Origin of the sequence: Paractinoplanes globisporus DSM 43857, from assembly GCF_000379645.1 — a bacterium.
Lineage (GTDB): Bacteria > Actinomycetota > Actinomycetes > Mycobacteriales > Micromonosporaceae > Actinoplanes > Actinoplanes globisporus.
On record NZ_KB903336.1, the window covers coordinates 1 to 26,722 of the forward strand.

Genomic DNA, 26,722 nt, shown 5'->3' on the forward strand with positions numbered 1-26,722 from the left:
GACGAAGGCAGCGGCTTCCCGCTGCGCGGCGGCCCGGACGAAGGCAGCGGCTTCCCGCTGCGCGGCGGCCCGGACGAAGGCAGCGGCTTCCCGCTCCGCGGCGGCTCGGACGACAGCCAGGGCAGCGGCTTCCCGCTCCGCGGCGGCGGCAACACGGCATTCCCGACCCGCCGGGGCGAGAGCGGTGGTTTCCCGCTGCGCGGTGCGGCGACCGTGCCGCCGGCCCCGCCGATGGGCGAGCCCAAGTCGGAGCCGCCGGCCGCCCAGCCGCCCGCGCCCGTCACCGACCTGCCGATCCGCAGCCAGCACGCGCCGTTCGGCCCGCCGCCCGGCTCCGGCCCGGCCGACGGCCCGTCGTTCAACGCCTTCGGCCCCGCCGCCGACGAGCAGCCCGCCTACGGCCAGCCGGCCGACAGTCAGCCTCCATACGGGCGTCCCGCCGAGGCGCATCAATACGGGCGCCCCGCCGAGGGGCAGCCTCTAGGACGCCCCACCGAGGGGCAGCCTTTGGGGCGTCCCGCCGACGAGGAGCCCGCTTACGGCCGCGCCGCCGACGAGCAGCCTGCTTACGGCCGCGCCGCCGAGGAGCCGCCTGCCTACGGCCGCGCCGCCGAGGCGCAACCTGCTTATGGACGCGCCGCCGACGAGCAGCCTGGTTACGGACGCGCCGCCGAGGGGCAGCCTGCCTACGGGCGGGCCGCCGACGAGCAGCCCGGTCTCGGGCGCGCCGCCGACGATCGGCCGGCATATGCCCGGGCCGCCGAGGAGCAGCCGCATCCATACGGGCGTCCCGCCGACGAGCAGGCCCCGCCCTACGGCCGTCCCGGCCCCGATGACGTTCCGGTTTCCGACCCGTTCGGCCGCCAGCCCAGTGCCGTGGAGCAGCTCGCGGCCCGCGCGGCCGCTCCCCAGCCCAACCGAGGCGGGTTGCCCGACCCATTCGGCCGCACCGGCCCGGGTGACGCCGAGGCTCCGGCATACGGCTCGGCCCGGCCCACGCCCGCCGGCGCACCCTTCGGCCAGAGTGGCGACCAGCCCGGATACGGCCAGCGCAGTGAGCAGCCGGCCTACGGCTCCGCCCGGTCCGACGCGCCGGCCGAGGCCGCGCAGTTCGGCGGCGACCAGTCGGCCTATGGCTCCGCCCGCCCGGCCTCGCCGGCCGCGGGTGCCTACGGTTCGGCCCGGCCCGGCTCTCCGGCCGCGGCCTTCGGCAACAGCGACGAGACCTCGCCCTACGGCGCCCGGCCCGCCTCGCCGTTCGGTGAGCGCCCGGGACAGGCCGATGAGCGCCCGCCCTTCGGGGAGCGCCCGATCTCCGGCGGCGGCGCCTCGGCCTACGGCGATCGCCCGGCCTCGCCCGCGTCATTCGATCAGCGCCCCGCCTCCTCGGACTCGCCGTTCGGTGAGCGCCCAGGGTCGCCCTTCGCGGAGCGCTCGGCCCCGTCGGAGCAGCCGTTCGGGGAGCGCCCGGGATCGCCCTTCGGGGAGCGGCCCGGATCCGCCGCCGCGGCCTTCGGGGAGCGCCCGGGTCTCGGCGATCGGGAACGCCCGGGTTCGCTGTTCGAGCCCCGGTCGGCCGGCCCCGACGGCCAGCCCTCCGACGGCCCGGACGAGCACGCCCTCTATCGGCGCCCGGACGGCGACTCCGAGCGCAGCGGCGGCTACCCCCAGCGGGTGCCCGGCGCCGCGCTCGGCTCGGCCGCCGCCGGGTCCCCGGTCGTCGCCGAGAGCCGCAACGGCTCGGTGCCGGCCCCGCGCGACCCGGCCGAGCACTCGGCCGCTGTCGGCTCGGCCCGTCCGGTCACCGCGAGCGCTTCGGTACCCTCGGCCAGCCGGGTCGCACCGGTCGACCCCGGCGAGATCCCGCCGCCGGTCGCCGCGCCGCAGGCCCGCGTCTACGGGCGCCCGGCGTCCCCGGCCGAGCCGGAGGACGACGAACCTGACCCGGCCGGCTCTCCCGAGTCCCCGTTCGACGACCGGCCCGCCTCCGGTGGGTTCGGCCCTCCTGGTGGGTTCGGCTCCCCCGCGTACCCGCAAAACCAGAGTGCCCACGGCGGACCCGGCGCCGAACCGGGGGTGATCGCTCCGCAGTCGCCGGCTCGCGCCACCGCACGGGCCTCGGCGAGTGCCCGCGTCGCACCGCCCACCGACTTCGGCAACCCTCCGCCGGGCGAGCCGCCGCCGTTCGGCATGGGTGAGCGCGGCCAGCCGCCGTTCGGTGACGTCACCAACGCGGCACCTTCCGCGCCGCCGTTCGCCGATTTCACCAGCCCACCGCCCGCCGGTCCGCCGGGTTCGCCGTTCGCCGACTTCACCAGCCCGCCCCACGCGGGCCCGGGCGGCGGCTATGCCCCCGAGCAGTACAGCGAGCTCACCACGGACATCGCCGGACGGGAAAACCCGTACGCCCCGCCGACCGGTGTCGCCGGCGACTTCGGCGCAATGAGCCGCGCCACGGTGACCCCGCCGAGCCCGGACGACACGACCAACTGGCCGGGTCCCGAGCAGGGCCGCTTCGACCAGTTCAAGCCCGACTCCGAGGGATCCGCCCCGGCCAAGCCGGAAGCCCCGCGGGTGCGGATGCTCCCGATCCTGATCGCCGTCGTGATCGGCGCCGTGCTGCTGCTCGGTGTCGCGCTCGGCATCGTCTACCTGGTCGCCGGCGACAAGAGCAAGGCGATCAGCGTAAGCACCGGCGAGTGCGTGAAGCGCGACGGGAGCGCCGCGGTGAAGGCCGACTGCGGCGACGCCTCCGCGTTCCAGGTCGTGTCGATCGTGGACGACCCGGCGAAGTGCGAGGACCAGAAGCAGCCGTACGTGCAGAACCCGACCGACAACAACAAGAACCAGTACCTCTGCTTGAAGCCGCAAAGCTGACGCGGAGCTGATGTCATCCTGACCACCTTCGTGCCGGACCGGACCACCCGGTGCGGCACGATGGTGCGATGACCGCACGAGTGCGGGCCCCCGAGCTGCGGGGCCGAGGCTGGCTGAACACCGGCGGCCGCGATCTGACGCTGGCCGACCTGCGCGGCAAGATCGTGTTGCTCGACTTCTGGACCTACGGCTGCATCAACTGCCTGCACGTCCTCGACGAGCTGCGCCCGCTCGAGCAGCGGTACGGGGACGTCCTCGTGGTGATCGGCGTGCACTCGCCGAAGTTCCAGCACGAGCGCGACCCGCAGGCCCTGTCCGCCGCGGTCGAGCGCTACGGCGTGCACCACCCGGTGATCGACGACGGCGACATGCACCTCTGGCAGCAGTACGCGGCCAAGGCCTGGCCCACGCTCGCCGTGATCGACCCGACCGGCTACCTGGTCGCCTCGATGGCCGGCGAGGGCCACGCCGAGGGTCTGTCCCGCCTGCTCGACGAGCTGATCGCGAAGCACACGGCCGACGGCTCCCTGCACCGCGGCGACGGTCCCTATGTTCCGCCGGCCCCCGCCGAGACGCTGCTGCGCTTCCCCGGCAAGGCGATCGAGCTGCCGAGCGGCAACCTGCTCGTCTCCGACACGGCTCGCCACTCGATCGTCGAGCTGACCGCCGACGCCGAGACCGTGGTCCGCCGCTACGGCAGCGGCGAGCGCGGCCACCCGTTCAGCGAGCCGCAGGGACTGCTCCTGCTCCCGCCGCCGGTCGCGGCCGAGGTCGGCTACGACGTCGTGGTCGCCGACACGGTCAACCACCAGCTGCGCGGCCTGCGGCTCGCAAACGAAGAGCTGCCGAGCGGCGAGATCACCCTGGTGGCCGGCTCGGGCCGGCCGTGGCGCTCCGCCGTCGACGGCGCCCAGCCGGCTCTCGACGCCGACCTGTCCTCACCATGGGACGTGGCCTGGTTCGACGACCGCGTGATCATCGCCATGGCCGGCATCCACGAGCTGTGGTGGTTCGACCCGGCCGCGGCCACGGTCGGCGTCTACGCGGGCACGACGGTCGAGTCGCTGCGGGACGGCCCGATCCCCGACGTGTGGATGGCTCAGCCGTCCGGCCTCTCCGCCACCGAAAGCGGACGCCTGTGGATCGCCGACAGCGAGACCTCGGCCGTGCGCTGGATCGAGGCCGGCTTCCTGCACACCGCGGTCGGGCAGGGCCTGTTCGATTTCGGTCACGTCGACGGCCCGGCCAAGGAGGCACTGCTCCAGCACCCGCTCGGCGTGGCCGCCCTGCCCGACGGCTCGGTGCTGATCGCCGACACGTACAACGGCGCCGTCCGCCATTTCGACCCCGCGACCGACACGGTGTCCACGGTGGATTCCGGCCTCGCCGAGCCGAGCGACATCCTGGTAACCCGTTCGGGTGCTGTCTTCGTGGTCGAGTCGGGCGCGCACCGCCTGACCCGGCTCGCCCCCGGCATTCTCACGACGGTCACCGGCGAGCGGCACAAGACCGAGCGCCCACCGTCCCCGGTCGCGCCCGGCCCGCTGACCCTGGAGGTCATCTTCAGTCCCGCCCCGGGGCAGAAACTGGACAACCAGTTCGGCCCGTCGACCCGCCTCGAGATCTCCGCGTCGCCGCCCGAGCTCCTGCTCGAGGGCGCCGGCACGACCACCGATCTCTCTCGGCCACTCGTGATCAACCCGGCCGTCGACAAGGGCGTCCTCCAGGTGGTGGCCCAGGCCGCCACGTGCGACATCGACGAGGAGTTCCCGGCCTGCCACCTGACCCGGCAGGACTGGGGAGTCCCCGTCGTCGTCACCCCCGACGGCCCCTCTCGTCTGCCCCTGATCCTGCGGGGGATGGACGAGGCCTGACCGAACGGCCGGCCGCGAGAAGGCCCTCGCGGACCCGGCCGGCCAGGTCCACCGCGCCGGGCGTGTCGCCGTGCACGCAGATCGACTCGACCGGGCAGGGAACGACCTCGCCGGCGACCGTCTCCACCACGCCCTCGACGGCCATCCGCACCGCCCGGGCGACCACCGCGTCCGGGTCGTGGATGAGCGCGCCCCGGGCCGACCGGGGCACGAGCGTCCCGTCCGCGCGATAGCCACGGTCGGCGAAGCCTTCGCCCACGACCGTGAGCCCGGCGGCCGTCGCGAGCCGGGCCAGCACCGATCCCGGCTGACAGAGCACCGGCAGCGCCGCGTCATAGGCCCGCACGGCCGCGACCACCGCCGACGCCTGGCCCTCGTCGACCGCCGCCGTGTTGTAGAGAGCGCCGTGCGGCTTGACGTAGGCGACCCGACCGCCGGCCACGCGGCAGAATCCCTCCAACGCTCCTATTTGGTAAATAACGTCATCGCGGAGCTCGTCGAGGTCGTAATCGATCCGCCGCCGTCCAAATCCGGCGAGGTCCCGATAGCCGACCTGGGCACCGATCGCCACGCCGCGCCGCACCGCGGCCACGCAGATCCGATGCATGGTGGCCGGGTCGCCGGCGTGGAAGCCGCACGCCACGTTGGCCGAGGTCACGATGTCGAGCAGCGCCACGTCGTCGCCGAGGGTCCACCGGCCGAAGCCCTCGCCGAGGTCCGCGTTCAGGTCAATCGATCGCACGAAAACGCACCGTAGTCCCCGGGCGTGCCTGCGCGAGCGGGGCCACGTCCTCGACCACGCCGATCACGGGATATCCGCCGGTCGTCGGGTGATCGGCCAGAAAGATCAGCGGCTGCCCGTCGGCCGGCACCTGCACCGCACCGAGCACCACTCCTTCGGAGGGCAATTCGCCGGCCTTGGTGCGGGTCAGGGCACTGCCGGCCAGCCGGCATCCGACTCGGTTGCTCACCGGCGAGATTTCGTACGCCTCGGCGAAGAGCCCCGCCGTCTCGAACCAGTCGTCCCGCGGCCCGATCCGGACACCCAATACCAGCGGGCCGTCGGTGGACGGCGCGACCCTGGGCAGCGCGGCCGCGGACGGCGAATCGACAAGGAGACCGATCGGGAGCGACAGGCCGTCCGTCAGCCGGGGCGGGCCCAGACCGGAGAGGGTGTCGGTGGAGCGGCTGCCCAGCACGGGCTCGACGTCGATCCCACCGGCCACCGCCACGTACGACCGCACCCCGCGTCTGGCCCGCCCGATGTCCAGCACCGCCCCGGCCGGCACCTCGAAGACGTCCTCGGCCACCGGCTGCTTGTCCACCCGCACGACCGCCTCGGCCCCGGCGACCGCCGCCCGGGCCGCCACCTCGAAGCGGAGCGCGCACCCCATCAGCGTCGTCTCCAGCCCGGCGGCGCCCATCCCGTTCCCGACCAGGGCGTTCGCCCGCCGCAGCGCCACTTGGTCGAGCGCCCCCGACCGCGGCACGCCGAGGTGCGCAAACCCGGGCCGCCCGAGGTCCTGCACGGTCGTCAACGGCCCGGCCCGCATCACCGTGATCATCTCGGCACCAGCCGGACGCGAGTTCCCGGGGTCAGCAGCGCCGGTGCTTTCCTCCGTACGTCGAAAAGCTTTTGATCTGTGTGACCGACCAGCCGCCACCCGCCCGGCGAGGCCGCCGGATAAATCCCGACGTAGGAACCGGCTAGGCCGATCGAGCCGGCCGGAACGCGAGGCCGCGGAGCGGCGAGCCGGGGAACCGCCCACTCGTCGGGCAGACCGCGCAGATAGGCGAAACCCGGCGCGAAGCCGCAGAACGCCACGGCGAGTGGCGTCGCGGCCAACCGGCGCACGGCCTCCGGCACCGGCACGCCCCACCGTGACGCGACATCGTCAAGATCTTCGCCGTCGAAGGTGGCCGAGATCTCGACGAGCGGACCCTCCTCGGCCGAAACGCCCGGCGGCACGGGTTCCCGGGCCAGTTCCGCGGCCGTCCCGGGCGGCACACCATCGAGAAGGATCGTCGTGGCGCCCGGCACGATGTCGACAAACCGCAGCTCACCAGACTCCCGGCGACGCCACAGCGAAACCCGCCACGCCTCGACCTCGTCACCGTCGTGACACTCGATAAGCACCGCGGAGCGACCGACCGGCCTTACCCTCATGAACATCATCTTGCCGGACGCACCCGGGTGATCGGTCTCACTACTGGCCAGTAACTTACGGTGCCGTAACCTAGGAGCCGTGACGACTACCGCCCCGTTCCGGATGCAGCCGGCCGACCTTGGCAAACCACGCCTACGCGGCCGCCTGCATCAGTACGCGTTCTTCGTCGCGCTCGTCAGCGGCATCGTTCTCAGCTCGATCGCGCTCAGCCGCCCGGGCATTGCTCCCTTCCTGAGCTGTCTCCTCTACAGCGCCACCGTGTGCGGCCTGTTCGGGATCAGCGCGCTCTACCACCGGCGGGTGTGGAGCGAGCGCGGCTACCAGATCATGCGGCGCATGGACCACTCGATGATCTTCATATTCATCGCGGGCACCTACACGCCGTTCTGCGTCGAGCTGCTGTCGCCGGGCAAGGCGGCGCTGATGCTCGGCCTGATCTGGGGCGGCGCGATCGGCGGCGTGGCGCTGAAGGTCGTCTGGCCGCACCTGCCACGCTGGGCCGGCGCCCCGCTGTACGTGGCGCTGGGCTGGGCCGCGATCGCGATCCTCCCCGACGTGCTGCACCGCGGCGGCGTGGCCTGCCTGGTGCTGCTGACCGTGGGCGGCGCGGTCTACACGGTGGGCGCGGTCTTCTACGCCCTGCGCCGGCCGAACCCATGGCCGAGCGTCTTCGGCCACCACGAGTTCTTTCACGCGTGCACCCTGGTCGCCGCGCTCAGCCACCACATAGCCGTCTATTTCGCCCTTTACGCCTGAGCGCGTCATATTCCACTCGAGCCGCCTGCACGTCGTCGATGTGCGTCTCGGCCCATTTCTCCAGGCCCTCGACCAGCCCGTACAGGCTGTGGCCGAGCTCGGTGAGCGCGTAGTCGACCCGGGGCGGCACGACCGGATGCACCGTGCGAGTGATCAGCCCGTCCCGCTCGAGCCCGCGCAAGGTCTGGGTGAGCATCTTGGGGCTGACCCCCTGGATGCGCTTGGCGAGCTCGGTGTAGCGATGGGCCCCGTCGGCGAGCATGACCACGATCAGCACACTCCAGGTGTCCCCGATCCGGTCGAGGATCTGCCGGCTCGGACAGTCTTTGGCGTAGGCGCTTACCTGCATCCCATAACTATCTCTCGGGTAAGTACTGCACTTCAAGGTGCCCACTATCGATTGGGAAGTAAGGCCTGAGCTGCGCAGTTGTCCTTCCTGACAGGCTTTCAGCTGTGAAGGAGCAACCATGACCATCGTCGTCACCGGCGCCACCGGGCACCTCGGCCGTCTCGCCATCGAGTCCCTGCTCGCCAAGGGCGTCCCCGCGAGCGAGATCGTCGGTCTCGGCCGCCAGGTCGACAAGATCGCGGACCTCGGGATCACCGTGAAGAAGGTCTCCTACGACGACGTGGACGCGCTCACCGAGGCGTTCACCGGCGCCGACAAGGTGCTGTTCATCTCGGGCAGCGAGGTCGGCAAGCGGATCAGCCAGCACACCAACGTGGTGACCGCCGCCAAGAAGGCGGGCGTCGGGCTGGTCGTCTACACCAGCGCGCCCAAGGCCGACACGACCGAGATGAAGCTGGCCGCCGAACACCTGGCCACCGAGCGGCTGCTGGCCGATTCCGGCCTGCCGCACGTGATCCTGCGCAACAGCTGGTACGTCGAGAACTACAACGTGGCCCAGGCGCTCGAGCACGGCCTGTTCGGCGCGGCCGGTGACGGCAAGATCGCCGCGTCTCCCCGGTCCGACTACGCGGAGGCCGCCGCGTCCGTCCTGGTGGGCGACGGCCACGCCGGCAAGGTGTACGAGTTGGGCGGCGAGTCCTTCACGCTGGCCGAGCTGGCCGCCGAGATCTCCCGCCAGTCCGGCAAGCCGGTCGCCTACACCGACCTGCCCGAGGACAAGTACGTCGACCTGCTCGTCGGCGTGGGCGTGCCCCGGGCGGCCGCCGAGATCTACGCCGACGCGGATGCGGCCGCCTCTCGGGGCGCCCTCGAGGTGCCCCTTACCGACCTGGAGACCCTGCTCGGCCGGCCGGTCACGCCGCTGTCCACGTCGATCCGCGCCGCTCTGGGCTGATCCGACAATGCGCGACGCCGACCCGGCCGCTAGGGGGATGGCGGCGGGCCGGCGTCGCGGGTCAATCAGTAGCCGGGGGGCGGGGGCGGGTCCTCACGCCGCGTCTCCCGGTACTCGGCCGCGTATCCGGGGCCGGCGACCGGAGCCTGCGTCTGCCGGGTCACTACCGTGCGGCGGCGGCTGTTCCAGTACCACAGTGTGATGATCAGCCCAATGAATCCGGCGGCCATCAGGATCCAGCCGATGATGTTGATGTCGATCCCGCTGATGTCCGCGTTGACGGCGAACGCCAGAATCGCCCCCACCGCCAGCAGGAAGATGCTTCCGCCGATGCCCATCGCCGGGCCTCCTTGATCCTTACCGGGGTCAATGCGTCGGAGGTGGAGTTACCCAGGCGACTCGATCCTCAATCAGGCAAGCTGGTGGTATGACCGATCGGACGCTCGTCATCCTGCGCCACGCCAAGGCCGAGACCCCCGGCGAACAGCCCGACTTCGACCGCCGGTTGACCACCCGCGGCGAGACCGACGCCGACGCGGCCGGCGCCTGGCTGGCCGATGAGCGCATCCAGCCCGATCTCGTGCTCTGCTCGCCGGCGGCGCGTACCCGGCAGACCTGGCAGGGCGTCTCGATCGCGCTGGCACAGGCGCGGCCGGGCGCAGTGTCGCCCGAGGTCCGCTACGAGAAGGGGCTGTACTCGGGCGGTCGCACCGAAGTCTTCGACCTGCTGCGCACGGTGCCCGACACGGTCCACACGGTGCTGCTGGTGGGGCACAACCCGACCGTGTCCGAGGTGTCCATCATGCTCATCCCGGACGATCAATGGGACGGTCGCGAGGTCGAGCTGCGCACGTCCGGGCTCGCCGTGCACCGCACCGAGGACGCCTGGTCCGATACGTCACCAGGCTCGATGCGCCTGATCGAGCGGCACACGGCGAGAGGCTGACCTTTAGAAGACGTCTTCCGAGATGTCCATGATGTCGAGCGTGGCGTTCTCGATGATGCGGCGGTCCGAGCCCACTCGCGGCAGCACCTCGCGGGCGAAGAACCGGGCGGCCGCGACCTTGCCCTCGTAGAACTTCTTGTCCGCCTCGGACACCTCAGTGCCGAGCGCCTTCAGCGCGACCTCGGCCTGCCGGAGCAGCAGCCAGGCGAGCACGACGTCGCCGAGCGCGAGCAGGATGCGGCGGGAGGTGAGGCCCACCTTGTACAGCTCGCGGGTCTCGCCGCCCTGGGCCGCGCCCAGCCAGCCCATGACCACGCCGAGGATCTGCTGGAGCTCGCCGAGTGCCTTACCGAGGGAGAGCCGCTCCTCCTTGAGCCGGCCGTTGCCGGCCTCGCTCTCGATGAAGCCCTGCATCTCGGTGGCGAGCACGGCGAGCGAGCGGCCCTGGTCCTTCACGATCTTGCGGAAGATCAGGTCGAGGCTCTGGATCGCCGTGGTGCCCTCGTACAGGGTGTCGATCTTCGCGTCGCGGACGTACTGCTCGAGCGGGTAGTCCTGCAGGAAGCCGGAGCCACCGAAGGTCTGCAGCGACTCGTGCCCGAGAAGCTCATACGCCCGCTCGGAGCCCACGCCCTTGACCAGCGGAAGCAGCAGGTCGTTGACCTTGGCGGCGGCCTTGGCGGCCTTCTCGTCGCCGGCCGCCTGCGCGATCGCGACCTTGTCCTGCCAGGTCGCGGTGTAGATGACCAGCGCGCGCAGGGCCTCGGAGTACGACTTCTGCAGCATCAGCGAGCGGCGTACGTCGGGGTGGTGCGTGATCGTGACGCGGGGCGCGGCCTTGTCGTCGTTCTGCACGAGGTCGGCGCCCTGGACGCGGTTCTTGGCGTACTCGAGCGCGTTCAGGTAACCGGTCGACAGGGTCGCGATCGCCTTCGTGCCGACCATCATCCGGGCGTACTCAATGATCATGAACATCTGCCGGATGCCCTGGTGCACGTCGCCGAGCAGCCAGCCCTTGGCCGGCGTTCCGTGCTCGCCGAAGGTCAGCTCGCAGGTGTTGGAGACCTTGAGGCCCATCTTGTGCTCGACGTTGGTGGCGTAGACGCCGTTGCGCTCGCCGAGCTCGCCGGTCTCCGCGTCGAAGTGGTATTTCGGCACGATGAACAGCGACAGGCCCTTGGTGCCCGGGCCGCCGACGCCCTCGACGCCGACCGGGCGGGCCAGCACGTAGTGGATGATGTTGTCGCTCAGGTCGTGCTCGCCCGAGGTGATGAACCGCTTGACGCCCTCGATGTGCCACGAGCCGTCGGCCTGCGGGATCGCGCGGGCGCGGCCGGCACCGACGTCCGAACCCGCGTCGGGCTCGGTGAGCACCATGGTCGAGCCCCACTGCTTCTCGACGAAGAGCTTGGCCCACTCCTTCTGCTCGGCCGTGCCCTCGGCGAACACCACGTGCGCGAAGGACGGGCCGGAGGAGTACATCCAGACGGGGGCGTTCGCGCCGAGCACCTGCTCGGCCAGCGACCACCACAGGGCCCGCGGCGCCAGCGTGCCACCCAGCTCGGAGGGCAGGTCGAGGCGCCAGAACTCGGCCGCCATCCAGGTCTCGAACGACTTCTTGAACGACTCGGGCAGCGGAGCGGTGTGCGTGATCGGGTCGAAGACCGGCGGGTTGCGGTCGGCCTCGACGTAGCTGGCGGCCAGATCTTCGGTGGCCAGTCGGTTGATCTCGGTGAGAACGTCGCGTGCGGTGTCCGCGTCGATCTCCTCGTACGGCGCCTGGCCGAACGCACGATCAGCCTCGAAGACCTCGAACAGGTTGAACTGGAGGTCTCGAAGGTTGCTCTTGTAGTGAGTCATGGAGCTGGCCCCGCTTCCGAACGACGCGAGTGAAACGCGAGTTACCCGTCAGTAACTCCCACTGTATTACCCATCGGTAGGAGCGGACAACCCGCAAGGAGATCTTTGGCCTGGTGCCGGTTCGGCATATCAAGGCGGACCGATCGGAGGGGCTGGATGACCGTTCGGCCAATAACCGCGGACGCCCGCCCGGCCGACGTATCGAGCTGTCTCGTGGCTCGTTGCTTGGGATAGAGCTTCGCCGACGCCAAGGACGCCAAGGGGGCGCCATGTTCGCCACGATCAAGAACCTGATTCCCGAGCCTCGTCAGGCGGCCCACCCACGCCACTACGTCGGACGACACCGCCGCGCCGAGCCGGTCGAACCGGTCTCCCCCGCCGCAGCGCCGGTCTCCCCCGCCCCGGTCGTCAACCAGCCCGCCCCCATAGTCAACAAGCCGGCCGGCGACAAGGAAACGGCCGCCGCCTAGCTTCCGGCCAGCTTCGGCTTCCGGCTGGCTTTTAGCTTCCGGCGGCGCCGACTTCCCAGCTCGGGATCGGGACGGTCGGGCCGTCGTCGGGTCCCGCGTACTCCAGCAGGACCAGCGCGATGTCGTCCTCGAGACGGCCGTGCACCCAGTCGATCAGGGCGGTCTCCAGCGATGCCAGGCCGTCGCCCACGGTCCCGTGGCCGAGCAGCCGCCACGCGCGATCGGCGGTCGGGAAGAACTCGCCGTCTCGCCGCGCCTCGCCCAGCCCGTCGGTGAACAGCAGCAGACGGTCGCCCGGCTCCAGCCTCTCCACCCGCGCCTTGACCTCCGGCATGAAGCCCAGCGGCGGCGCCGGTGCCGCCGGCTCCAGCGGAATCACCTGACCGCGGCGCAGCAGCAGCGGCGCCGGATGTCCACAGTTGACGATCGTGAGCGTGCCCCCGCGCTCCTCGACCAGGGCGGCGGTCACGAAGTCCTCGTCGCCGACGCTGCGGGCCACCGCCCGGTCCAGATCGGCCGCCACCGCCTTGAGGTCGGCCCGCTCGTAGGCCACGTGCCGGTAGGAGCCCAGGACGATGCTCGCGAGGCGGACCGCGTCCAGCCCCTTGCCGCGCACGTCGCCGATGATGATGCGCACCCCGTACGGCGTGTCCAGCGCCTCGTAGAGGTCGCCGCCGATGTCCGCGGCCGCGGTCGCCGAGATGTACCGGCCGGCCACCGCCAGCGCCCCCACCTGCGGGCCGATCGGACGCAGCACCGCCTGCTGGGCCACCGCCGCGAGCCGCTGCAGCTCGACGATCCGGTCGGCCTGCCGCTGCCGGATCGTCGCGACCGCCGCCGCGATCCCGGTCGCGAGGATGATGCCCACGATGTTCACCAGGCCGGACATGCCCTGCCCGCCGTCGACCCCCACGAAGACCATCCCGACGATCGTGGCGAGCACGCCCACGACCAGGACGGTCTGCCAGAAGGCGAAGACGGCGGCGAGGAACGGGACGGCCGCGAACAGGCCGATGAAATGGGCCTGTTTGCCATCCGCGAGCTCCACGGCGGACACGACGGCGAGCAGCATGAGGGCCGCGCCGAGGCCGGCGCGGGATGCTGGGCTCAGCGGGCGTCGGCCCGGCGGAAGAGTCGGCATGGCTACGCCGAACAGCATGCCCGATCAGGGCGAGTCACTGCATCAACTTGACCCGTAGTCTGACCCGGTTCTAACCACCTGTTTCACCGCAGTAGGACGGTCGGGCCGGTCTCGGTGACAGGATGTCCGCGTGTCAGTCGATCTTCGTGATCTTCTCCGGGCCCGCTTCGCGTGGACGGACCCCGGCGGCCACACCGGATATGTGGTCAGCAACCGCTCCGGCTGGTGGCGCGATCCGCTGATCCTTTCCGGTCTGGGGGAGGCGCTGGGCGACCTCTTCAAGGAGGCGACGCCCACCGTGGTGGTCTCCCCCGAGGTCACTGGTTTCCTGGTCGGCCCGCTGGTGGCCCGGGCGATCGGCGCCGGCTTCGTGGAGGCCTACCGCGCCGGTGCGCGCCGCCCGATCGCCGAGCCCATGACGTGGGCCGAGGTCCCCAGTGATCACCGAGGAGATCAACAGCATTTGGGCGTACGGGAGGGACTGGTCGGACCGGAGGATCGGGTGCTCGTGGTCGACGACTGGGTGGCGACGGGCGCCCAGGCCGCGGCGCTGCGCAGCCTGTTCCCGGACGCCTACGTGGGCACCGCGGTCATCGTCAGCGAATGCTCGCCCGCGGTCAGCATTTCCCTGGACATTCGCGGACTGCTGACGGGTCAGGACTTGATGTAGCCCTTGAGCGCGCCCACGGTCGGCGCCCACCCCCGCGCCTCGTAGCCGGCGATGCCGCGCAGAACGTACGGGTCCTGGGACATCACCTCGCGGGCCGTGGCCTCGTCGGCGACGTCGAGCAGCACCATGCCGCCCACCGGCGGGTCCTGCCGACCGGCCGCCACCAGCGTGCCCTTCTCGAACAGACCCTCCAAAAAGGCCAGATGGTCGTCCCGGACCTTCGCGACCTCGTCGAGCGGGACCAGATACGTAGAGATCATCAGGTACACGGTGACGTTCCTCTCCCGGCATTGGCTCGCCCACGATCGTACGATCCGAGGCGTGGACGACTTCGGGCGCTACGGAATTTGGATCTCCCGCCGGCACTGGCCGGAGGAACGCGGCCGGGTTGCCGTCGCGGCTCAGGAGCTGGAGTCGCTCGGCTTCGGCTCGGTGTGGATCGGCGGCAGCCCGCCCGACAGCCTTGAGCTGCCGGAGGCCCTGCTCGCGGCCACATCCCGCCTGGTCGTCGGTACGAGCATCGTCGACATCTGGCGCAGCGACGGCCCGCGGCTGGCGGCCAGCCACGCCCGGCTCAGCGATCAGTTCCCCGGCCGCTTCTACCTGGGCGTCGGCTCCGGCCATGCCCCGACGGCCGAGGCGATGGGCCAGCTCTACGTGAAGCCGCTGACCCGGCTGCGCGAGTTCCTCACCGACAAGCTCCATGACGTGCCGCCATCGGAGCGCCTGATCGCCGCCCTGGGCCCGAACACGCTGGCCGCGGCGCGGGAGCTGACCGCGGGCGCCCTGCCGTACCTGATGCCCCCGGCGCACACAGCGTCGGCCCGCGAGATTCTCGGCCCCGACCGGCTGCTGATCCCCGAGCAGAAGGTCTTCATGGGCGCCGACCGCGAGCAGGCTCACGAGGCGGCCCGTCGCATGGCCCGCAGCTACCTCGCCATGCCCAACTACACCAACGCCCTGACCCGCTTCGGCCTGGACAAGTCTGACTTGACCGGCGAAGGTACCGACCGCTTCCTCGATCAGGCGGTCATCTGGGGTCCCGACGAGGACATCCGAGCCGGTATCGACGCTCACCTGACCGCCGGCGCCGACCACGTGGCCGTCCAGGTCCTCCCGGCCGACCCCACCGACCATCTCCCGCTCCCGGAGTGGCGGCGGCTGGCCGCCCTCCTGGGGCTCTGACCGGCCCGGAACGCCGCGGTGGCATCCACCGACCAGCCCATACCCGGGCAAGAGCCGGAAAAGTTACATTTTGGGAGTGTTCTTTCGGATCACCGCTCGGCCGGATGCCCGGCTTGTCGCCTCGGCCGTCCGCCGCGGCCTGCGTCCCCTGCTGCTGACCGCCCGGGGCATCGGTTGGGCCGCGATCGCGCTCGCCCTCCTGCTGGAGGTCTTCACGACGGGCGGCCCGTACCTCACGCTGCTGCTGGCCGGCGCGCTCATCGCCGTCGGCATCCCCATGTTCCTGGTGAACACGGGCACGCGCGACGCACTGCGAGACGGCGACCTGACCACGTACGAGATCAGTGACGGCGGCGTCGCCAGCTCGAGTTTGGCGGCGCGTCACGCGTACGGCTGGAATGCTTTTCGCTCGGTCGAGGAAGCACCCGGTCAGCTGATCTTCGGGCGAAGCCGCACCCGATTCCTCCCGGTGCCGACCGCGGGCCTGAGCCGCGACCAGGTCGACCAGGTCCTGGGCGCGGCCGCCGGCCACGGTCTGCGGGTGCGTCGCGCCTAGGATTTCACCCCCAGGACGTACGCCTGGGGCTGTTTCTCCCGCTCCTCGGCGGCGCGCACGAGCCGCATCCGCTCGGTGAACCCGGCCTCGGTCAGCAGCTCGATCACGAGATCCGGCGGGAACTCGTACACGTCGAGGTCGATGTCGTCGTGGCCGTAGCCGCTGGTCAGCGTCCTCCGCTGGCCGCCGGCCTTGAAGGCGAGCAGCACGTGACCGCCCGGCCTCAGCACCCGGAAGAACTCGGCGAACGCCACGGGCAGCAGCTCGCGCGGGGTATGTACCAGCGAATACCAGGCGACGAGGCCGCCGAGGTCGCCGTCGGGCAGGTCGAGATCGAGCAGGGAACCGACCTCGAAGCTCAGGCCCGGACGGTCACGCCGAGCCACCTCGATCATGGCCGGCGACAGGTCGATGCCACGCGCCGCCAGACCCAGTCCCGCCAGGTGACCGGTGATGCGCCCGGGCCCGCAGCCGACGTCGGCCACCGGGCCGGACGCGATCTCGGCGAAGGCGCCCAGCACCGCGCGATCCCAGGTGGCACCCGCCATCAGGTCCCGCGCGAGGTCGGCATAGTCGGCCGCCACCACGTCGTACGCAATGCGGGTTTTGTCTAAATAGGAAGCCGTTACCGGATCGCTTGTCGCCGTCATGCGGAGAGCTTTCCAGGGCGGGAGTCGGCGGCGCCACCCGCTTTCGCGAGCCTGTGGATAACTCGCTCAGGTGGTCGGCCAGGTGCGGAAATTCTGCGCCGACCGGCTCGGCGTCGGTCCGCGTTGTCCCTGGTAGCGCGAGCCGTAGACGGCCGAGCCGTACGGATGCTCGGCCGGGCTCGAGAGCCGGAAGATGCAGAGCTGGCCGATCTTCATACCCGGCCAGAGCTTGATCGGCAGATTGGCCACGTTGGACAGCTCGAGCGTCACGTGCCCCGAGAACCCCGGGTCGATGAAGCCGGCCGTCGAGTGCGTCAGCAGCCCGAGCCGCCCGAGGCTGCTCTTGCCCTCGAGCCGCCCCGCGAGCTGCTCGCCTAGCGTGATCACCTCGAGCGTCGAGGCAAGCACGAACTCACCCGGGTGCAGCACAAACGCGTCGCCGTCCGTGACCTCTACCTCCGCGGTCAGGTCATCCTGCTGCTCGGCCGGGTCGATGTGCGTGTACAGGTGGTTGTTGAACACCCGGAAGAACCGGTCCAGCCGCACGTCGATGCTGGACGGTTGCATGAGCGCGGGGTCGAACGGCTCCAGGGCGAGATCGCCCGACTTGATCTCGCTGACGAGGTCGCGGTCGGAGAGCAGCATCGCAACACCATACCGAGCTGCACTTTCGGGGTGTTTCCCTGGGCGCGTCGAACATTTGTTCGATAGAATCACCCCATGGCTTCCTGGTCCGATTTCGCCGCCGCCGACCCGTCGCTGGCTGCCGCCGTCCGCGCCCTCTTCGAGCAGTACGGCCCCGGCATGGCCTACCTGGCCACCGTCCGCCCCGACGGCGCCCCGCGCATCCACCCGGTCTCCCCGGTGATCACCGACGAGGGCCTGTACTGCTTCATCGTGGCCTCCCCCAAACGCCGCGACCTGGCCCGCGACGGCCGCTACGCTCTGCACTCCTTCCCGCCCGAGGAGAGCGACGACGAGGCCTACCTGACCGGCAAAGCCACCCGAGTCCACGACCCGGTAGTGATAGCCACCCTCTCCGCGGCCTGGCGAGCCTCCCCCGAGGTCGACTGGCACCTCTACGAACTCCACGTCGACACCGCAACCCTCCGCCGCCACGGCCCCGGCGGCGCCCTGCCGCTGGCCGCCACCCCCGCGGTCCACCCCCTGTCCCGCACCTGGCGAGCCGAGTTATCCCGCTCCCTAGCCATAGCGAGTTGACCCGCCCGGTCCCGCCACACCCCGTGCCAATCAGGTACAGTGAGCCGCGCCGCGGGTGTAGTTCAATGGCAGAACATCAGCTTCCCAAGCTGACAGTGCGGGTTCGATTCCCGTCACCCGCTCCACAGGCGGAAGCCCTGGTCAGGACCGATGGTCCGCCAGGGCTTCCGTGTTGCTAGGTGATGCTGAAACACCGGCGGGCCATTAGCGGGCCATTAGGCGCGCCTCAGCGATGCATCAGGGCCATGATCAGCCCCGTCACAGCGGTGACCGTCGCCGCGAGAGCCAACAGCACTCCCCTTACAGCGTGCAGGCCGCGAATGACCGTAGGTGAAAGGCTTTGCGGCCGTTCCTGGTCTCGGCTTCCCCCTCTTGTTACGGTCATGCCATGCCCTCCTGTGCTCTAGCGGGTTTGGGAAGGTGATCTGAAACGGCATCCGTGGTCTAGACGGGTGCCGTTTCGCAAATCCCGGCGTCTACGGCGTTTGAAAGGACCCGTCGGGGCTTACGTCAATACGGTAGGTGAGTCACCCCGTACCTCGGCAAGCGGCAGAGACAGATGGCCGGGGAGTGAGTGGGGATAAATGCCGCATACGGACGCTGCGACATCTTGCGTATCGCGCAGAAAGATCGACATCACGGTCACTGCGCTTCCTCCGGCTTGGCCCTCCACCTCTCGACTGCCTGGTCAATCGCGGCGGCGATCCCGTGATCGGCCTCCCTGCTGGTGTGCTGGTAGATCAGTGCCGCGCGCGGGCTGTCGTGTCCCATCCGCGCCATGATGTCGCGCAGGCTCGCGCCCGGCGCACGCGAGGCGAGGCTATTGCCGGTGTGCCGCAGGTCGTGGAAGTGCAGCCCGGCCGCGCCGATCGCCGCCACCGATTCAGGCCACTTGACCAGCTTGTTGAAGTTGCCGCGCCACAGGGTGCGCCCGCTCTCGCCGGTGAAGACGAACGCGTCGGCGGCCTTACCGACGTACGCGCCCATATGCTGTTTCAGCACGGGCAGGGCCGCCTTGGGCAGGGCGACGGTCCGCACGCCCGCCTTCGACTTCGGCGGCCCGAGGATGAGGCCGGTGCCCCGGTGCTCGACGAACGCCTGTCGCACGCGCACCGTGCCGGCCGACAGGTCGACGTCGCAGCGTTGCAGCGCGACGACCTCACCCCACCGCAGGGATCCAAGCGCCGTGACCAAGATCAACGCCCGGAATCGGTCCGGCATCCGCTCGGCCAGGTCAAAGATCTGCGGGACGGACAGGACCGGCCGCTCTGCGGGCTTCTCCTGGTCGGCGCCGACGACGCGGCATGGGTTGACCCTGATCAGTTCATCCTCCTTGACGGCGGTCATCAGGACGGCGCGCAGCAGCCGGTACGCCTTGGCGGCCATGGTCACCGACACACCCGAGGCGAGTAGCCGCGTCCGCCACTCCCGGACCATGGGCGTGTCGATCCGGTTGAGCGGCATGTCGCCGAGGTGCGGCGTGATATGCCTGCCGAGCGTCCAGCGGTACAGGTGCACGGTGCGGGGCCGCAGGTTCGGCCGCTCGGTAATCCACCGCTCGGCGTAGTCCTGTAGGCGGATCTTCCCGCGCTCAGGGTCGATCCACTCGCCCCGGACCATTTGGGACTCGATCAGCGACAGGTACCTCTCGGCCTCGGCCTTGCGGGCGAAGGTCTGCGGGGCGGAGCGCATGCGTCCGTCCGGCCCGGGGTAACGGGCCTGGTAGCGGCCCGACTCGCGCTTGCGGATATTGCCGAATCGGCGGTGTCCGTCTTGGTTGGGCATGATCAGGCCACGCTCCTCAATCCGCGCCAAACGGTCTCTGCGGTCATGGGCTCGACTCGGCTTTCGTGCACGAACGCGGCCAGGTCGGCGGGGTCGATGCGGACCGACCGGCCGAAGTGGTGGGCCGCGATCCGCCGCTCGGCGATCGCGCGGCGGACGTAGCGGTCGCTCATCCCGATGCGGGTGGCGGCCTGGTCGATGGTCAACATCTCGGCGGGCAGCTCCAGGACCGGCGGGGTCTGGGTGATCCGCTTAGCCATCGGGGAGGGTCCTTTCGAGAGCGGGTGTCTCAGGTGGACGAAGTGGGGGCTTGAGAGCGCCGTAGGCGGGCGCTGAGACGGCGTGAGGCGGAGAGCAGTGGGTCGGCGTTCCGCGTCGGCAGAAAGGCTTAGAACGGCCCCCTGAGAGCCACGCTGAGCCAAGATCTCGGCCTCCCCGGTGTCTTTGTATGCGTCTGAGCCGAAGCAGCCGCATAGCTCCCTGTTTCAGCTGATTTACCGGTCTCACGTCCACAACCCCGATGTCCCCGAGGTGTCCCCGTCGTTTCCAAAGCTCACGGCTGGTTCGGGGACACCGGGGACAGGAGGGACACCGGGGACGCGGTACCGGCCGCCGGTGTCGGCCGCGACTTGGCCGTCGGTGAGCATCCGCTGGCACGTCTTCTTGATCAGGTCGTACGGCAGGGCCGATCCCTCGGCGATCGCCTTAGGCGTCGAGCCAGGATTGCCGCGCAGCCAGCGCAGGATTGCGGCGCGGGTCTCGCCGAGCTGGTGATCCTCGGCCGGGCCATCGAGCATCCGCCACGCCCCGTCGGCGGGGTCGAAGGCGAGCGGGTATTCCGACTCGTCGACGTCGCGGCCGGTCACGTGCAGCACGCCGTCGCCCTGGTTGCGCGCCCGCTTGAGTACGAGCGTCGCGTCGGCGGCACCGGCGAGGCCGTTGGTGCCGGACACCTCGGACAGGAAGTCGTCGGATCCGGCCTTGCGCACGTGGTGAACGAGGATGACTGCGACGCCGTAGGCGTCGGCGACCTTCTTCGCCCGGCCGACAGCGGCGTAGTCCGCGTCGTAGGCCGACATGCCCGGGGCCGACATGCCGCGCAGCTTGGCGAACACGTCGATGATGACCATGCGGGCGGACCGGTGCCGGTCGATCCAGGCGGCGATCGCCTCGTCGCCGCCCTGCGGCAGCGGCGGGCAGGTCGTGGCCATGGTCAGCCCGGCCGGTGCCTTACGGTCGCCGAGCACCCTGCGCAGCCGCGATTGCAGGCGGCGCGGGGTATCTTCCAGGGCGAGATACAGCACCGGCCCGGCCTCGACAGGGATCGTCCCGAACGCCTTGCCGCCCAACGCGACGTCGACGCCGAGGCCGAGCATCAGCCACGACTTGCCGACCTTGGGCGGCCCGGCGACCAAGTTGACGCCCTCGCACAGCACGCCCGGCACGGCCCAGCGCGGCTCGGGGAAGTCCATGCCCATGATCTCGGCGGCGGTCCACGACGTGCGGATCCGGGCAGGCTCGCGGCGGACCGGGGAGGACAGCACCTCGGCGGCGTCGTCCGGCCCAGCGATGTGCAGCCCCGGCCGGTCGGCCGGCACGCCGCTCACGCCGCCACCGCCCGGGGACGACGGGCACCGGCGGCCAGCCCGGACCGGATCGTGCGCAGCGTTTCGAAGCGGGTCAGCCCGATCGACAGGGCGGCGTCTTCCAGCAGGTCGGCGGCCTGGTCAGCGCCTAACGCGCCACCGGCGGCGAGCTGGCCGAGGGCGACCGCGGAAACGTACAGCGCGTGGTTGCGCTCGCCCGGCACGGCCTGCCGCAGGTACTCGAGCTGGCCGCCGATCGCGGCGTCGACGTAGGCACCGGCCCGGCCGGTCGGCAGGTCGACAACGACCGGCCGTTGCGGCGGCAGCGGCGCGGGTGCGAGGCGTTCGGCGAGCCAGCCAGGCAGCTCGGCCACCTCGCCGTCCCGCAAGACGGTGTACGGGCGCCCGGCGACGGTGCTCCCGGCGGCGACGACGTACCCGCCGTGGGCGCGGGTGTCGACCAACCAGCCGAGGCCGTTGCCGCGCTCCCCGGCCGTGTTACGGAGCGCCGGACCGGCGGCCGGGTGGCGGAAGTACAGGTGCGTTCCGCCTCGCCCGGTCGTGACGGTGTAGGTGGCCAGCGTCTCGGAGCAGTCGACGCCGGTGTGTCGCCGGCAGAGCAGATCGAACACGTCAGAACCGTTGCGGCACAACGGGTCCGACCACTCGGCGGGTGCGGTCTGCCCGTCCTTCGGCGTGTCGAGGTCGATCACGACCAGCCCGGACGGACCGCAGGCGATGCCGACCCCGTACGGCGTGCTGGCCCAGCCGCGCCGGATACGGTCGGGGTCGGTGGTGGCGCGGACCTCCCAGCCGCTGTGTCCGGCGCGGCAGCGCGGATCGGTCCGGGCGCAGGCGTCGGCCGGGTGGTCGGGGAACGCGGGCCGCTTGTCGTCGGGCCGCAGCGGGAAGACGTGCCAGCCGCGCGCGGCGGCGGCCAGCGCTACGTCCCGCAGGGTTTCGTTGGTGGGCATGGGTTCCGGCCTCCTGATGTCGGGCGTGGACGGATGTGCGCGGAGGTGCTTGTCGTGGGCGCAGGCGGCGCAGTAGCGCGCTTTTTCCCACCGGGCGATCTGCAACGGCTGACCGGAGACGGTGTCGTCGGCCGCGACGGTCCGGTCGCAGATGTGCGGGTAGGGCTCGACGGTCGGAACCATGCGGCCGAGGGCCTTGCTCGCGGCGATCCAGTGGCCGGTCATCGGTCGTGACAGGTCAGGCACTCGCTAAGCGAACGCGGGATGTAGTAGTCGCGGATCTCGCCGCAAGTCGGGCAGGTCCGGCGGGCGCGCAGCGCGGCCCGGATCGCCCGGCGCTGCGCGGCCGTGGCGGTGCGCTTGGGCCGGGCGCGATCGAGCCGGTACAAATAGGCGGCCCGGGTGCCGCCGACGCCGGCCCACAGGACTTGCGCGGCGATCGGCTGGCGACCGGGGCACAGCCCGGCGGCACGTAGTTGACGCCGGGTGGCATAGCCAGCGGGCGCACCGCGCCACCAGTACGTCGGCAGTCCCCCGTGCCGGGTGCCCTCGGGATCCCAGTACGCTGCCCGGATCCTGGACATCAGGCGGCCCTCCCCAGTACGCCCGCCCGTTCGGTCGCGGCGAGGAACGAGCGTCCAAGCCACTCGGCGTAGGCCGGCGGGATGGCCTCGGTCAGCTCCTCCCGCACGTCCGTCCAGCCGATGCCCATCGCGGCCTGCATCTCCACCACGGACGCCTTGCCGCCACCGGCGCCATAGGCGGCCACGTACGGGCCGTCGTGGTAGACGCCGTGCCGCCACCCGCGGACCCGGCCGCGGTGCGGCACGTGCACCGGCCGCTCGGTCGTCCAGCGGCCCAGCTCGAAGTTGCGGTGCCGGATCACGCCGAGCCCGAACATCTCCCCGCACAACGTGACGTCCTTGCGGACCGGCGCCGTGCCGTTGGGCTGCTCGATCACGTACGGCAGACCGGTCCGCTCCAGCCGGGCGCGCAGGGGCGGGATGAGCTGGGTGTGGTCGCGGCCCCAGCCCATCGCCTGGTTGGTGCCCTGGGTCAGCGCGCAGTCGGCCTGACACGGCGGGGACGCGCTGACCAGGGTGAACGCACGGATCCCGCCACCTCGGATGAGGATGTCCAGGTAGGACAGGGCGTCGGCCTTGACGAACCGGAACGGGTAGCGCGGCCGGTCGACGATATCCACGCCGACCACCTCGAACCCGGCCGCCGTGTACCCGGCCCCGGCGCCGCCGGCGCAGCAGAACAGATCGAGCAGCAGCGGCCGGCTCATCACGCGGCCCTCCGCTCGATCGCCGGCCGCGGCGCGCCGGACCCGACCGCGGTGCCGTCGCGGACGACGCCGCGGCGCAGGGCGAGGTAGCCGAGCAGCCGGTGCAGGCCGTTGATCAGTTCGCCGAGTTGCCAGCGGGCGCCAGCGTCGGTGGTGTGCAGCCGTACGAAGCCGCGGATCTCGGCGTACTCGTTGCCGTCGCGGCCGAGGACGCGGGTGACGATGAACCGGCCGTGGCCGGGCAGCTTGACGATCGTGTCCGCCGACCGGTGGTCGACCAGCCCGCACCGGTGATCGCGGGCGCACCACGACGTGTGCGGGACAGGCTTGTGGTGGAGTTCGCGGGAGAAAACGCTGCGGCTCATCGGGTGCCTGCCTTGTGCTCGGAGCGCAGGTACTCGTAGATCCGGCGGCCGACACGCACCCGGCGGCCGGTGCCGTTGCAACGTGGGCACTCGCGGAAGGTCTTGCGGAACACGCGGGAGTAGATCCGCCCGTTGGTGCAGCGACGGCGCTTGCAGACGCCCCACGGGGAGATCGCGCACATCATGATGTAGAACGCTGCGTAACCGAGGATTCCAAGAACGACTAGGAGGGCGAGGGTCGTCACGGCAGTGCCTCCAGGACCGGTTTCAGGGTGTGAAGGGCCGGCGCTCCTAGGTACTAGGGCGCTGATCAGGGATCGGATGAGGTTCTAGGAGGGGTCCTAGGTCTAGGAGGGACAGGGTCCTAGACCTAGGACCGCCGATCGGGTCACTTGGTCTTGCCGCGCCCGCCGTTTCCGTCACGCTTGGTGAGGGCCGCGGTGACGTCAGCGAGGGTGTAGCCCTGCCGGTTGCCGGACTCGCCGGTGTCCGAGTCGCTGCCCCACACCTGCCCCGGCGTGACCTCGTGCGGCGCGAGCGCGGCCCGAAGCTGATCGGTGGTCAGCTCGGCGTAGACCTCCGGTCGCAGCCCGGCCAGCAGCTTGACCAGCACGCTGGCCCACGCCTTCTTCTTGCCGGCCATCACCGCGGCGACGTCCTCCAGGACGGTGTCCCGGCGGACCTCGGCGACGTCGAGCACCACGCCGGCGGCGTGGCCGGTGATGTTGCCGGCCTTCTCCCGCGCCGCGCGGGCGCGCTTGACGATGGCCTCGGCGCGCGGGGCGTCCACGTAGAACGTGCGGGCGATCACCGGGTCGTCGCCCTCACCGGCGAGGTAGCCGATGCCGCGGTCGCGGCGGCCGAACATGGTCGCCTTGATCCCGTTCTTGTACGACGACGTCCCGAGGACCATGTCGTTCTCGATCTGGCCCATGACCTTCAGGCAGAACCGCAGCACCGCGTTCGCGCTGATCCCGGTGGGCAGGGACTTGGAGTCGACCCGCTGGGTGGCCAGCGCCAGCATGATCCCGGTGGCCGGGCCACGCTTGATCAGGTCGGTGCAGATCTCCTCGAACTCGTCGCCGTACTTCGGGTGCTCGAACAGCACCTGGCACTCGTCGACGCCGGCCACGATCGGGTGCAGCCCGAACTTCTTGATGTTGGCCAACTCGTCGGTGACCTTGTTCTCCGGGCACAGGTCGCGCGGCAGCTCGCGGATCACCTTGGTCCGGCGGCGCATCTCGGTGCGCAGCTCCCGGAACGCCGTGAGGACGTAGGCGATGTCCTCGTCGTCGTCGCCGGCCCGGTAGCGGTGCGCGACCGGCTCCAACGGGCTGAGGTCGCCGGTGCCCTTCAGGTCGAACGCCAGCACCCACGACCGCGGGTCAAGCGCGGCGATCAGCAGCACCAACCGCAGCGCGAACGTCTTACCCATCCGCGGGATGCTGCCGATGATCATCGACGCGAACGTGAGCGTGAGGGTGACCAGGGTGCCGCGCGGGTCGGTGCCGAACGGTGACGCCTTGAACAGGTTCACCGTTCCCGACTTGAGCAGCGGGAACGCGGCCTGCTTCGCCCGGGACATGTCGTGATCGGCGACGAACAGGACCAGCCGGCCGGGGTGCACCTCGGCGTTGACCTCCGGCCACACACACCCGAGCGGACGGGTCAGCGCGGCAGCCAGCTCCTCCCGCTTGTCGACCACGGCCGAGGCGACCACCCCGCGGGGCAGCTCAACGACGCAGCGCCAGCCGACGCCGTTCTCTCGGGAGATCGGGTCCGGGAACCACGACCGGCCGGTGTCCCCGCGGCGGATCGCCGCGTCGATGCCCGGGATCCGCAGCGACGCGAGCGCGTTGAACACCTCGATCGATGTCAGCGGCGCCACGTCCCGCCGGACCACGGCGGTGTCCAACAGTGGCTTGTCCGCGGGGGTGCCGAGGTAGCCCAGCAGCACGCCGAGTGCGGCGAGGACCGCATACCGCGCCGTCGGGGACGCGAAGAACGCCAGCCACACCGCGGCCACGACCAGCACGGCGACGGTGCCCACGGCGGTGATGCCCCGCCACCGGACACGGCGGTCACGCTGCCGGGCCAGCTTGATGTAGGTCTCGGCGTCCTCGGTCCGGACGGTGGCCTGCCGCACCGCCTCGCCCTCCAGATCGAACAGCCAGCGGAAGTAGCCGGCCACCACCAGGATCAGGCCGCGCGGGATCCGCCACGCGATCCGCAGCGCGTACTTCGGCACCCGGAACCCGTGGTAGGCCAGGGCGTGCACGCCGAACCCGGCCGCCCACGCGAGGTTCCCGCCGAACTCCGCCGTCGACTTCATCCACGACGGGACGATCGGCATCCGGGTGGCGTCGCGGAACGACGCCAGCGACAGCCGGCCCGGGCGGCGCTGCGCGGCGACGCTGTCCACCATGATCGGGGCGTCGTCGCCCGGCTCGGCGGGGATCTCGTCGTCCGGCACCGGCTCGGCCGGGCCGAGGCGCAGCGCGCGGGCGGCGTCCAGGTCGACGACCTCAGCGTCGGCGACGTCGTTCTCGGCGGCGGTCCAGTCGAAGTCGTCCGGCTGGCCGCGGTCAGGGGTGGTCATCTGTGCTCAGCCCTTCCGACGGGTGCGGGTCAGGTGGTCGGGGCGCATCGGCTCGTGGCCGTTCGGGCAGGTGGCGTACTCGCCGGGCCGGCTCGGAACGGTGCAGCCGCAGGTGAGTCGAGTGGTGACAGTGGGGGTGGTCTGCGCGACCATGGGTGCCTCTCCTTGGTCTTGATGGGCTGCGGAGGGACCGGCGGCGCGGCGCTGCTTTGGTCGGTTTGAGCCGTGCCGCCGGGCGGGATCAGAACGGGTGCGCCGGCACGTCGTGGCCGGTCGCGAGGGCGTCGAGCGCGTCGGACAGGTGCTCGGCGATGTACTGCCGGTCGTGGCCGTCGTTGTTGAGCGCGGCCTCGGCCCACTCGTGCAGCTCGGCCAGCTCGACGCGCAGGTTGTGCAGCTCGGCGCACGCCTCGAAGATCTCGGTCTCGGTCATCAGGGGTCACT

General features: G+C 71.1%; 31 protein-coding genes and 1 tRNA gene. 11 read left to right on the forward strand and 21 right to left on the reverse strand.

Features of this window, described 5'->3' with window-relative positions; genetic code table 11:
* A partial coding sequence (locus A3CQ_RS0141365) for a hypothetical protein (RefSeq protein ID WP_020516852.1) occupies window positions 1-2,877 on the forward strand: 2,877 nt, incomplete at its 5' end.
* Between the two features lie 68 nt (window positions 2,878-2,945).
* On the forward strand, window positions 2,946-4,751 hold the full coding sequence (locus tag A3CQ_RS0141370; protein ID WP_026206782.1) for an NHL domain-containing thioredoxin family protein: 1,806 nt from the start codon (window positions 2,946-2,948) through the stop codon (window positions 4,749-4,751).
* Here the strand turns inward: A3CQ_RS0141370 and A3CQ_RS55895 are convergent.
* Genes A3CQ_RS55895 through A3CQ_RS0141385 form a run of 3 tightly spaced genes read right to left on the reverse strand, consistent with a single transcriptional unit; the run spans window position 4,693 to window position 6,918 of the window.
* Entirely contained in the window at window positions 4,693-5,484 is a 792-nt protein-coding gene (locus tag A3CQ_RS55895; RefSeq protein WP_051115511.1) for a LamB/YcsF family protein, read from the reverse strand. The genes A3CQ_RS0141370 and A3CQ_RS55895 overlap by 59 nt on opposite strands.
* Complete coding sequence (locus A3CQ_RS55900) at window positions 5,480-6,316, reverse strand: 5-oxoprolinase subunit C family protein (protein WP_020516855.1); 837 nt, start codon at window positions 6,314-6,316, stop codon at window positions 5,480-5,482. The genes A3CQ_RS55895 and A3CQ_RS55900 overlap by 5 nt, the downstream gene beginning before the upstream one ends.
* Window positions 6,313-6,918: a 5-oxoprolinase subunit B family protein gene (locus A3CQ_RS0141385; RefSeq protein ID WP_026206783.1), complete on the reverse strand. Its 606-nt coding sequence runs from the start codon at window positions 6,916-6,918 to the stop codon at window positions 6,313-6,315. The genes A3CQ_RS55900 and A3CQ_RS0141385 overlap by 4 nt, the downstream gene beginning before the upstream one ends.
* A 79-nt stretch (window positions 6,919-6,997) precedes the next feature.
* Between A3CQ_RS0141385 and trhA the strand changes: the two genes are divergently transcribed.
* On the forward strand, window positions 6,998-7,675 hold the full coding sequence (trhA, locus tag A3CQ_RS0141390) for a PAQR family membrane homeostasis protein TrhA (RefSeq protein WP_026206784.1): 678 nt from the start codon (window positions 6,998-7,000) through the stop codon (window positions 7,673-7,675).
* On the opposite strand, the gene A3CQ_RS0141395 is transcribed toward trhA, so the two are convergent.
* Window positions 7,635-8,024, reverse strand: a complete 390-nt coding sequence (locus tag A3CQ_RS0141395; RefSeq protein ID WP_020516858.1) for a winged helix-turn-helix transcriptional regulator — start codon at window positions 8,022-8,024, stop codon at window positions 7,635-7,637. The genes trhA and A3CQ_RS0141395 overlap by 41 nt on opposite strands.
* Window positions 8,025-8,142: 118 nt before the next feature.
* Between A3CQ_RS0141395 and A3CQ_RS0141400 the strand changes: the two genes are divergently transcribed.
* A complete protein-coding gene (locus A3CQ_RS0141400) occupies window positions 8,143-8,979 on the forward strand; it encodes an SDR family oxidoreductase (RefSeq protein WP_020516859.1) in 837 nt (278 codons plus the stop codon).
* Between the two features lie 65 nt (window positions 8,980-9,044).
* Here the strand turns inward: A3CQ_RS0141400 and A3CQ_RS0141405 are convergent, their stop codons facing one another.
* Window positions 9,045-9,317 (reverse strand): DUF6458 family protein, encoded by a 273-nt coding sequence (locus tag A3CQ_RS0141405; RefSeq protein ID WP_020516860.1) that lies wholly within the window; start codon window positions 9,315-9,317, stop codon window positions 9,045-9,047.
* Window positions 9,318-9,406: 89 nt separating this feature from the next.
* On the opposite strand from A3CQ_RS0141405, the gene A3CQ_RS0141410 reads away from it, so the two are divergent.
* Entirely contained in the window at window positions 9,407-9,925 is a 519-nt protein-coding gene (locus tag A3CQ_RS0141410; RefSeq protein ID WP_020516861.1) for a SixA phosphatase family protein, read from the forward strand.
* Window positions 9,926-9,928: 3 nt separating this feature from the next.
* On the opposite strand, the gene A3CQ_RS0141415 is transcribed toward A3CQ_RS0141410, so the two are convergent.
* The gene (locus A3CQ_RS0141415; RefSeq protein WP_020516862.1) at window positions 9,929-11,785 is read right to left on the reverse strand and encodes an acyl-CoA dehydrogenase; all 1,857 of its coding nucleotides are present in this window, start codon (window positions 11,783-11,785) and stop codon (window positions 9,929-9,931) included.
* 269 nt (window positions 11,786-12,054) lie between these two features.
* Between A3CQ_RS0141415 and A3CQ_RS0141420 the strand changes: the two genes are divergently transcribed.
* A complete protein-coding gene (locus A3CQ_RS0141420) occupies window positions 12,055-12,255 on the forward strand; it encodes a hypothetical protein (RefSeq protein ID WP_020516863.1) in 201 nt (66 codons plus the stop codon).
* A 31-nt stretch (window positions 12,256-12,286) separates the two neighbouring features.
* Here A3CQ_RS0141420 and A3CQ_RS0141425 read toward each other — a convergent pair whose 3' ends face one another.
* Complete coding sequence (locus A3CQ_RS0141425; protein WP_020516864.1) at window positions 12,287-13,414, reverse strand: PP2C family protein-serine/threonine phosphatase; 1,128 nt, start codon at window positions 13,412-13,414, stop codon at window positions 12,287-12,289.
* Between the two features lie 112 nt (window positions 13,415-13,526).
* Between A3CQ_RS0141425 and A3CQ_RS0141430 the strand changes: the two genes are divergently transcribed.
* Window positions 13,527-14,066, forward strand: coding sequence for a hypothetical protein (locus tag A3CQ_RS0141430; protein ID WP_020516865.1), 540 nt, complete (start codon window positions 13,527-13,529; stop codon window positions 14,064-14,066).
* Here A3CQ_RS0141430 and A3CQ_RS0141435 read toward each other — a convergent pair.
* On the reverse strand, window positions 14,051-14,326 hold the full coding sequence (locus A3CQ_RS0141435; protein WP_157296953.1) for a YciI family protein: 276 nt from the start codon (window positions 14,324-14,326) through the stop codon (window positions 14,051-14,053). The two genes, A3CQ_RS0141430 and A3CQ_RS0141435, sit on opposite strands and share 16 nt — an antisense overlap.
* A gap of 61 nt (window positions 14,327-14,387) precedes the next feature.
* Between A3CQ_RS0141435 and A3CQ_RS0141440 the strand changes: the two genes are divergently transcribed.
* Entirely contained in the window at window positions 14,388-15,251 is an 864-nt protein-coding gene (locus tag A3CQ_RS0141440) for a TIGR03620 family F420-dependent LLM class oxidoreductase (protein ID WP_020516867.1), read from the forward strand.
* 76 nt (window positions 15,252-15,327) lie between these two features.
* Entirely contained in the window at window positions 15,328-15,807 is a 480-nt protein-coding gene (locus tag A3CQ_RS0141445) for a YcxB family protein (protein ID WP_020516868.1), read from the forward strand.
* On the opposite strand, the gene A3CQ_RS0141450 is transcribed toward A3CQ_RS0141445, so the two are convergent.
* The gene (locus A3CQ_RS0141450) at window positions 15,804-16,457 is read right to left on the reverse strand and encodes a class I SAM-dependent DNA methyltransferase (protein WP_051115507.1); all 654 of its coding nucleotides are present in this window, start codon (window positions 16,455-16,457) and stop codon (window positions 15,804-15,806) included. The genes A3CQ_RS0141445 and A3CQ_RS0141450 overlap by 4 nt on opposite strands.
* A gap of 66 nt (window positions 16,458-16,523) precedes the next feature.
* Entirely contained in the window at window positions 16,524-17,102 is a 579-nt protein-coding gene (dcd, locus tag A3CQ_RS0141455; RefSeq protein WP_020516870.1) for a dCTP deaminase, read from the reverse strand.
* A gap of 75 nt (window positions 17,103-17,177) precedes the next feature.
* Here dcd and A3CQ_RS55905 point away from each other — a divergent pair, with 75 nt between their 5' ends.
* Together A3CQ_RS55905 and A3CQ_RS0141465 are read left to right on the forward strand one after the other, a co-directional pair.
* On the forward strand, window positions 17,178-17,678 hold the full coding sequence (locus A3CQ_RS55905; RefSeq protein ID WP_020516871.1) for a pyridoxamine 5'-phosphate oxidase family protein: 501 nt from the start codon (window positions 17,178-17,180) through the stop codon (window positions 17,676-17,678).
* A gap of 51 nt (window positions 17,679-17,729) precedes the next feature.
* Window positions 17,730-17,803, forward strand: a tRNA-Gly gene (locus tag A3CQ_RS0141465).
* Window positions 17,804-18,320: 517 nt separating this feature from the next.
* Here the strand turns inward: A3CQ_RS0141465 and A3CQ_RS0141470 are convergent.
* From A3CQ_RS0141470 to A3CQ_RS0141520, 11 genes are all read right to left on the reverse strand, one after another.
* Entirely contained in the window at window positions 18,321-19,463 is a 1,143-nt protein-coding gene (locus tag A3CQ_RS0141470) for a tyrosine-type recombinase/integrase (protein ID WP_051115508.1), read from the reverse strand.
* 2 nt (window positions 19,464-19,465) lie between these two features.
* Entirely contained in the window at window positions 19,466-19,723 is a 258-nt protein-coding gene (locus tag A3CQ_RS0141475) for a helix-turn-helix domain-containing protein (protein ID WP_020516873.1), read from the reverse strand.
* A gap of 243 nt (window positions 19,724-19,966) precedes the next feature.
* The gene (locus A3CQ_RS0141480) at window positions 19,967-21,070 is read right to left on the reverse strand and encodes an AAA family ATPase (protein WP_020516874.1); all 1,104 of its coding nucleotides are present in this window, start codon (window positions 21,068-21,070) and stop codon (window positions 19,967-19,969) included.
* Window positions 21,067-22,248 (reverse strand): bifunctional DNA primase/polymerase, encoded by a 1,182-nt coding sequence (locus tag A3CQ_RS0141485; RefSeq protein ID WP_020516875.1) that lies wholly within the window; start codon window positions 22,246-22,248, stop codon window positions 21,067-21,069. The genes A3CQ_RS0141480 and A3CQ_RS0141485 overlap by 4 nt, the downstream gene beginning before the upstream one ends.
* Window positions 22,245-22,607: an RRQRL motif-containing zinc-binding protein gene (locus A3CQ_RS0141490; protein ID WP_020516876.1), complete on the reverse strand. Its 363-nt coding sequence runs from the start codon at window positions 22,605-22,607 to the stop codon at window positions 22,245-22,247. The genes A3CQ_RS0141485 and A3CQ_RS0141490 overlap by 4 nt, the downstream gene beginning before the upstream one ends.
* Window positions 22,607-23,314: a hypothetical protein gene (locus tag A3CQ_RS0141495; protein WP_020516877.1), complete on the reverse strand. Its 708-nt coding sequence runs from the start codon at window positions 23,312-23,314 to the stop codon at window positions 22,607-22,609. Before A3CQ_RS0141495 ends, A3CQ_RS0141490 begins: the two co-directional genes overlap by 1 nt.
* The gene (locus A3CQ_RS0141500) at window positions 23,314-23,679 is read right to left on the reverse strand and encodes a hypothetical protein (protein ID WP_020516878.1); all 366 of its coding nucleotides are present in this window, start codon (window positions 23,677-23,679) and stop codon (window positions 23,314-23,316) included. Before A3CQ_RS0141500 ends, A3CQ_RS0141495 begins: the two co-directional genes overlap by 1 nt.
* Window positions 23,676-23,924 carry a hypothetical protein gene (locus A3CQ_RS0141505; protein WP_026206787.1) on the reverse strand — a complete coding sequence of 83 codons (249 nt, stop codon included), beginning with the start codon at window positions 23,922-23,924 and terminating at the stop codon, window positions 23,676-23,678. The genes A3CQ_RS0141500 and A3CQ_RS0141505 overlap by 4 nt, the downstream gene beginning before the upstream one ends.
* A 143-nt stretch (window positions 23,925-24,067) precedes the next feature.
* Window positions 24,068-26,278: a hypothetical protein gene (locus A3CQ_RS0141510; RefSeq protein ID WP_020516880.1), complete on the reverse strand. Its 2,211-nt coding sequence runs from the start codon at window positions 26,276-26,278 to the stop codon at window positions 24,068-24,070.
* A gap of 6 nt (window positions 26,279-26,284) precedes the next feature.
* Entirely contained in the window at window positions 26,285-26,431 is a 147-nt protein-coding gene (locus tag A3CQ_RS61415; protein ID WP_020516881.1) for a hypothetical protein, read from the reverse strand.
* Between the two features lie 88 nt (window positions 26,432-26,519).
* A complete protein-coding gene (locus tag A3CQ_RS0141520) occupies window positions 26,520-26,711 on the reverse strand; it encodes a hypothetical protein (RefSeq protein WP_020516882.1) in 192 nt (63 codons plus the stop codon).
* Window positions 26,712-26,722: the final 11 nt, after the last annotated feature.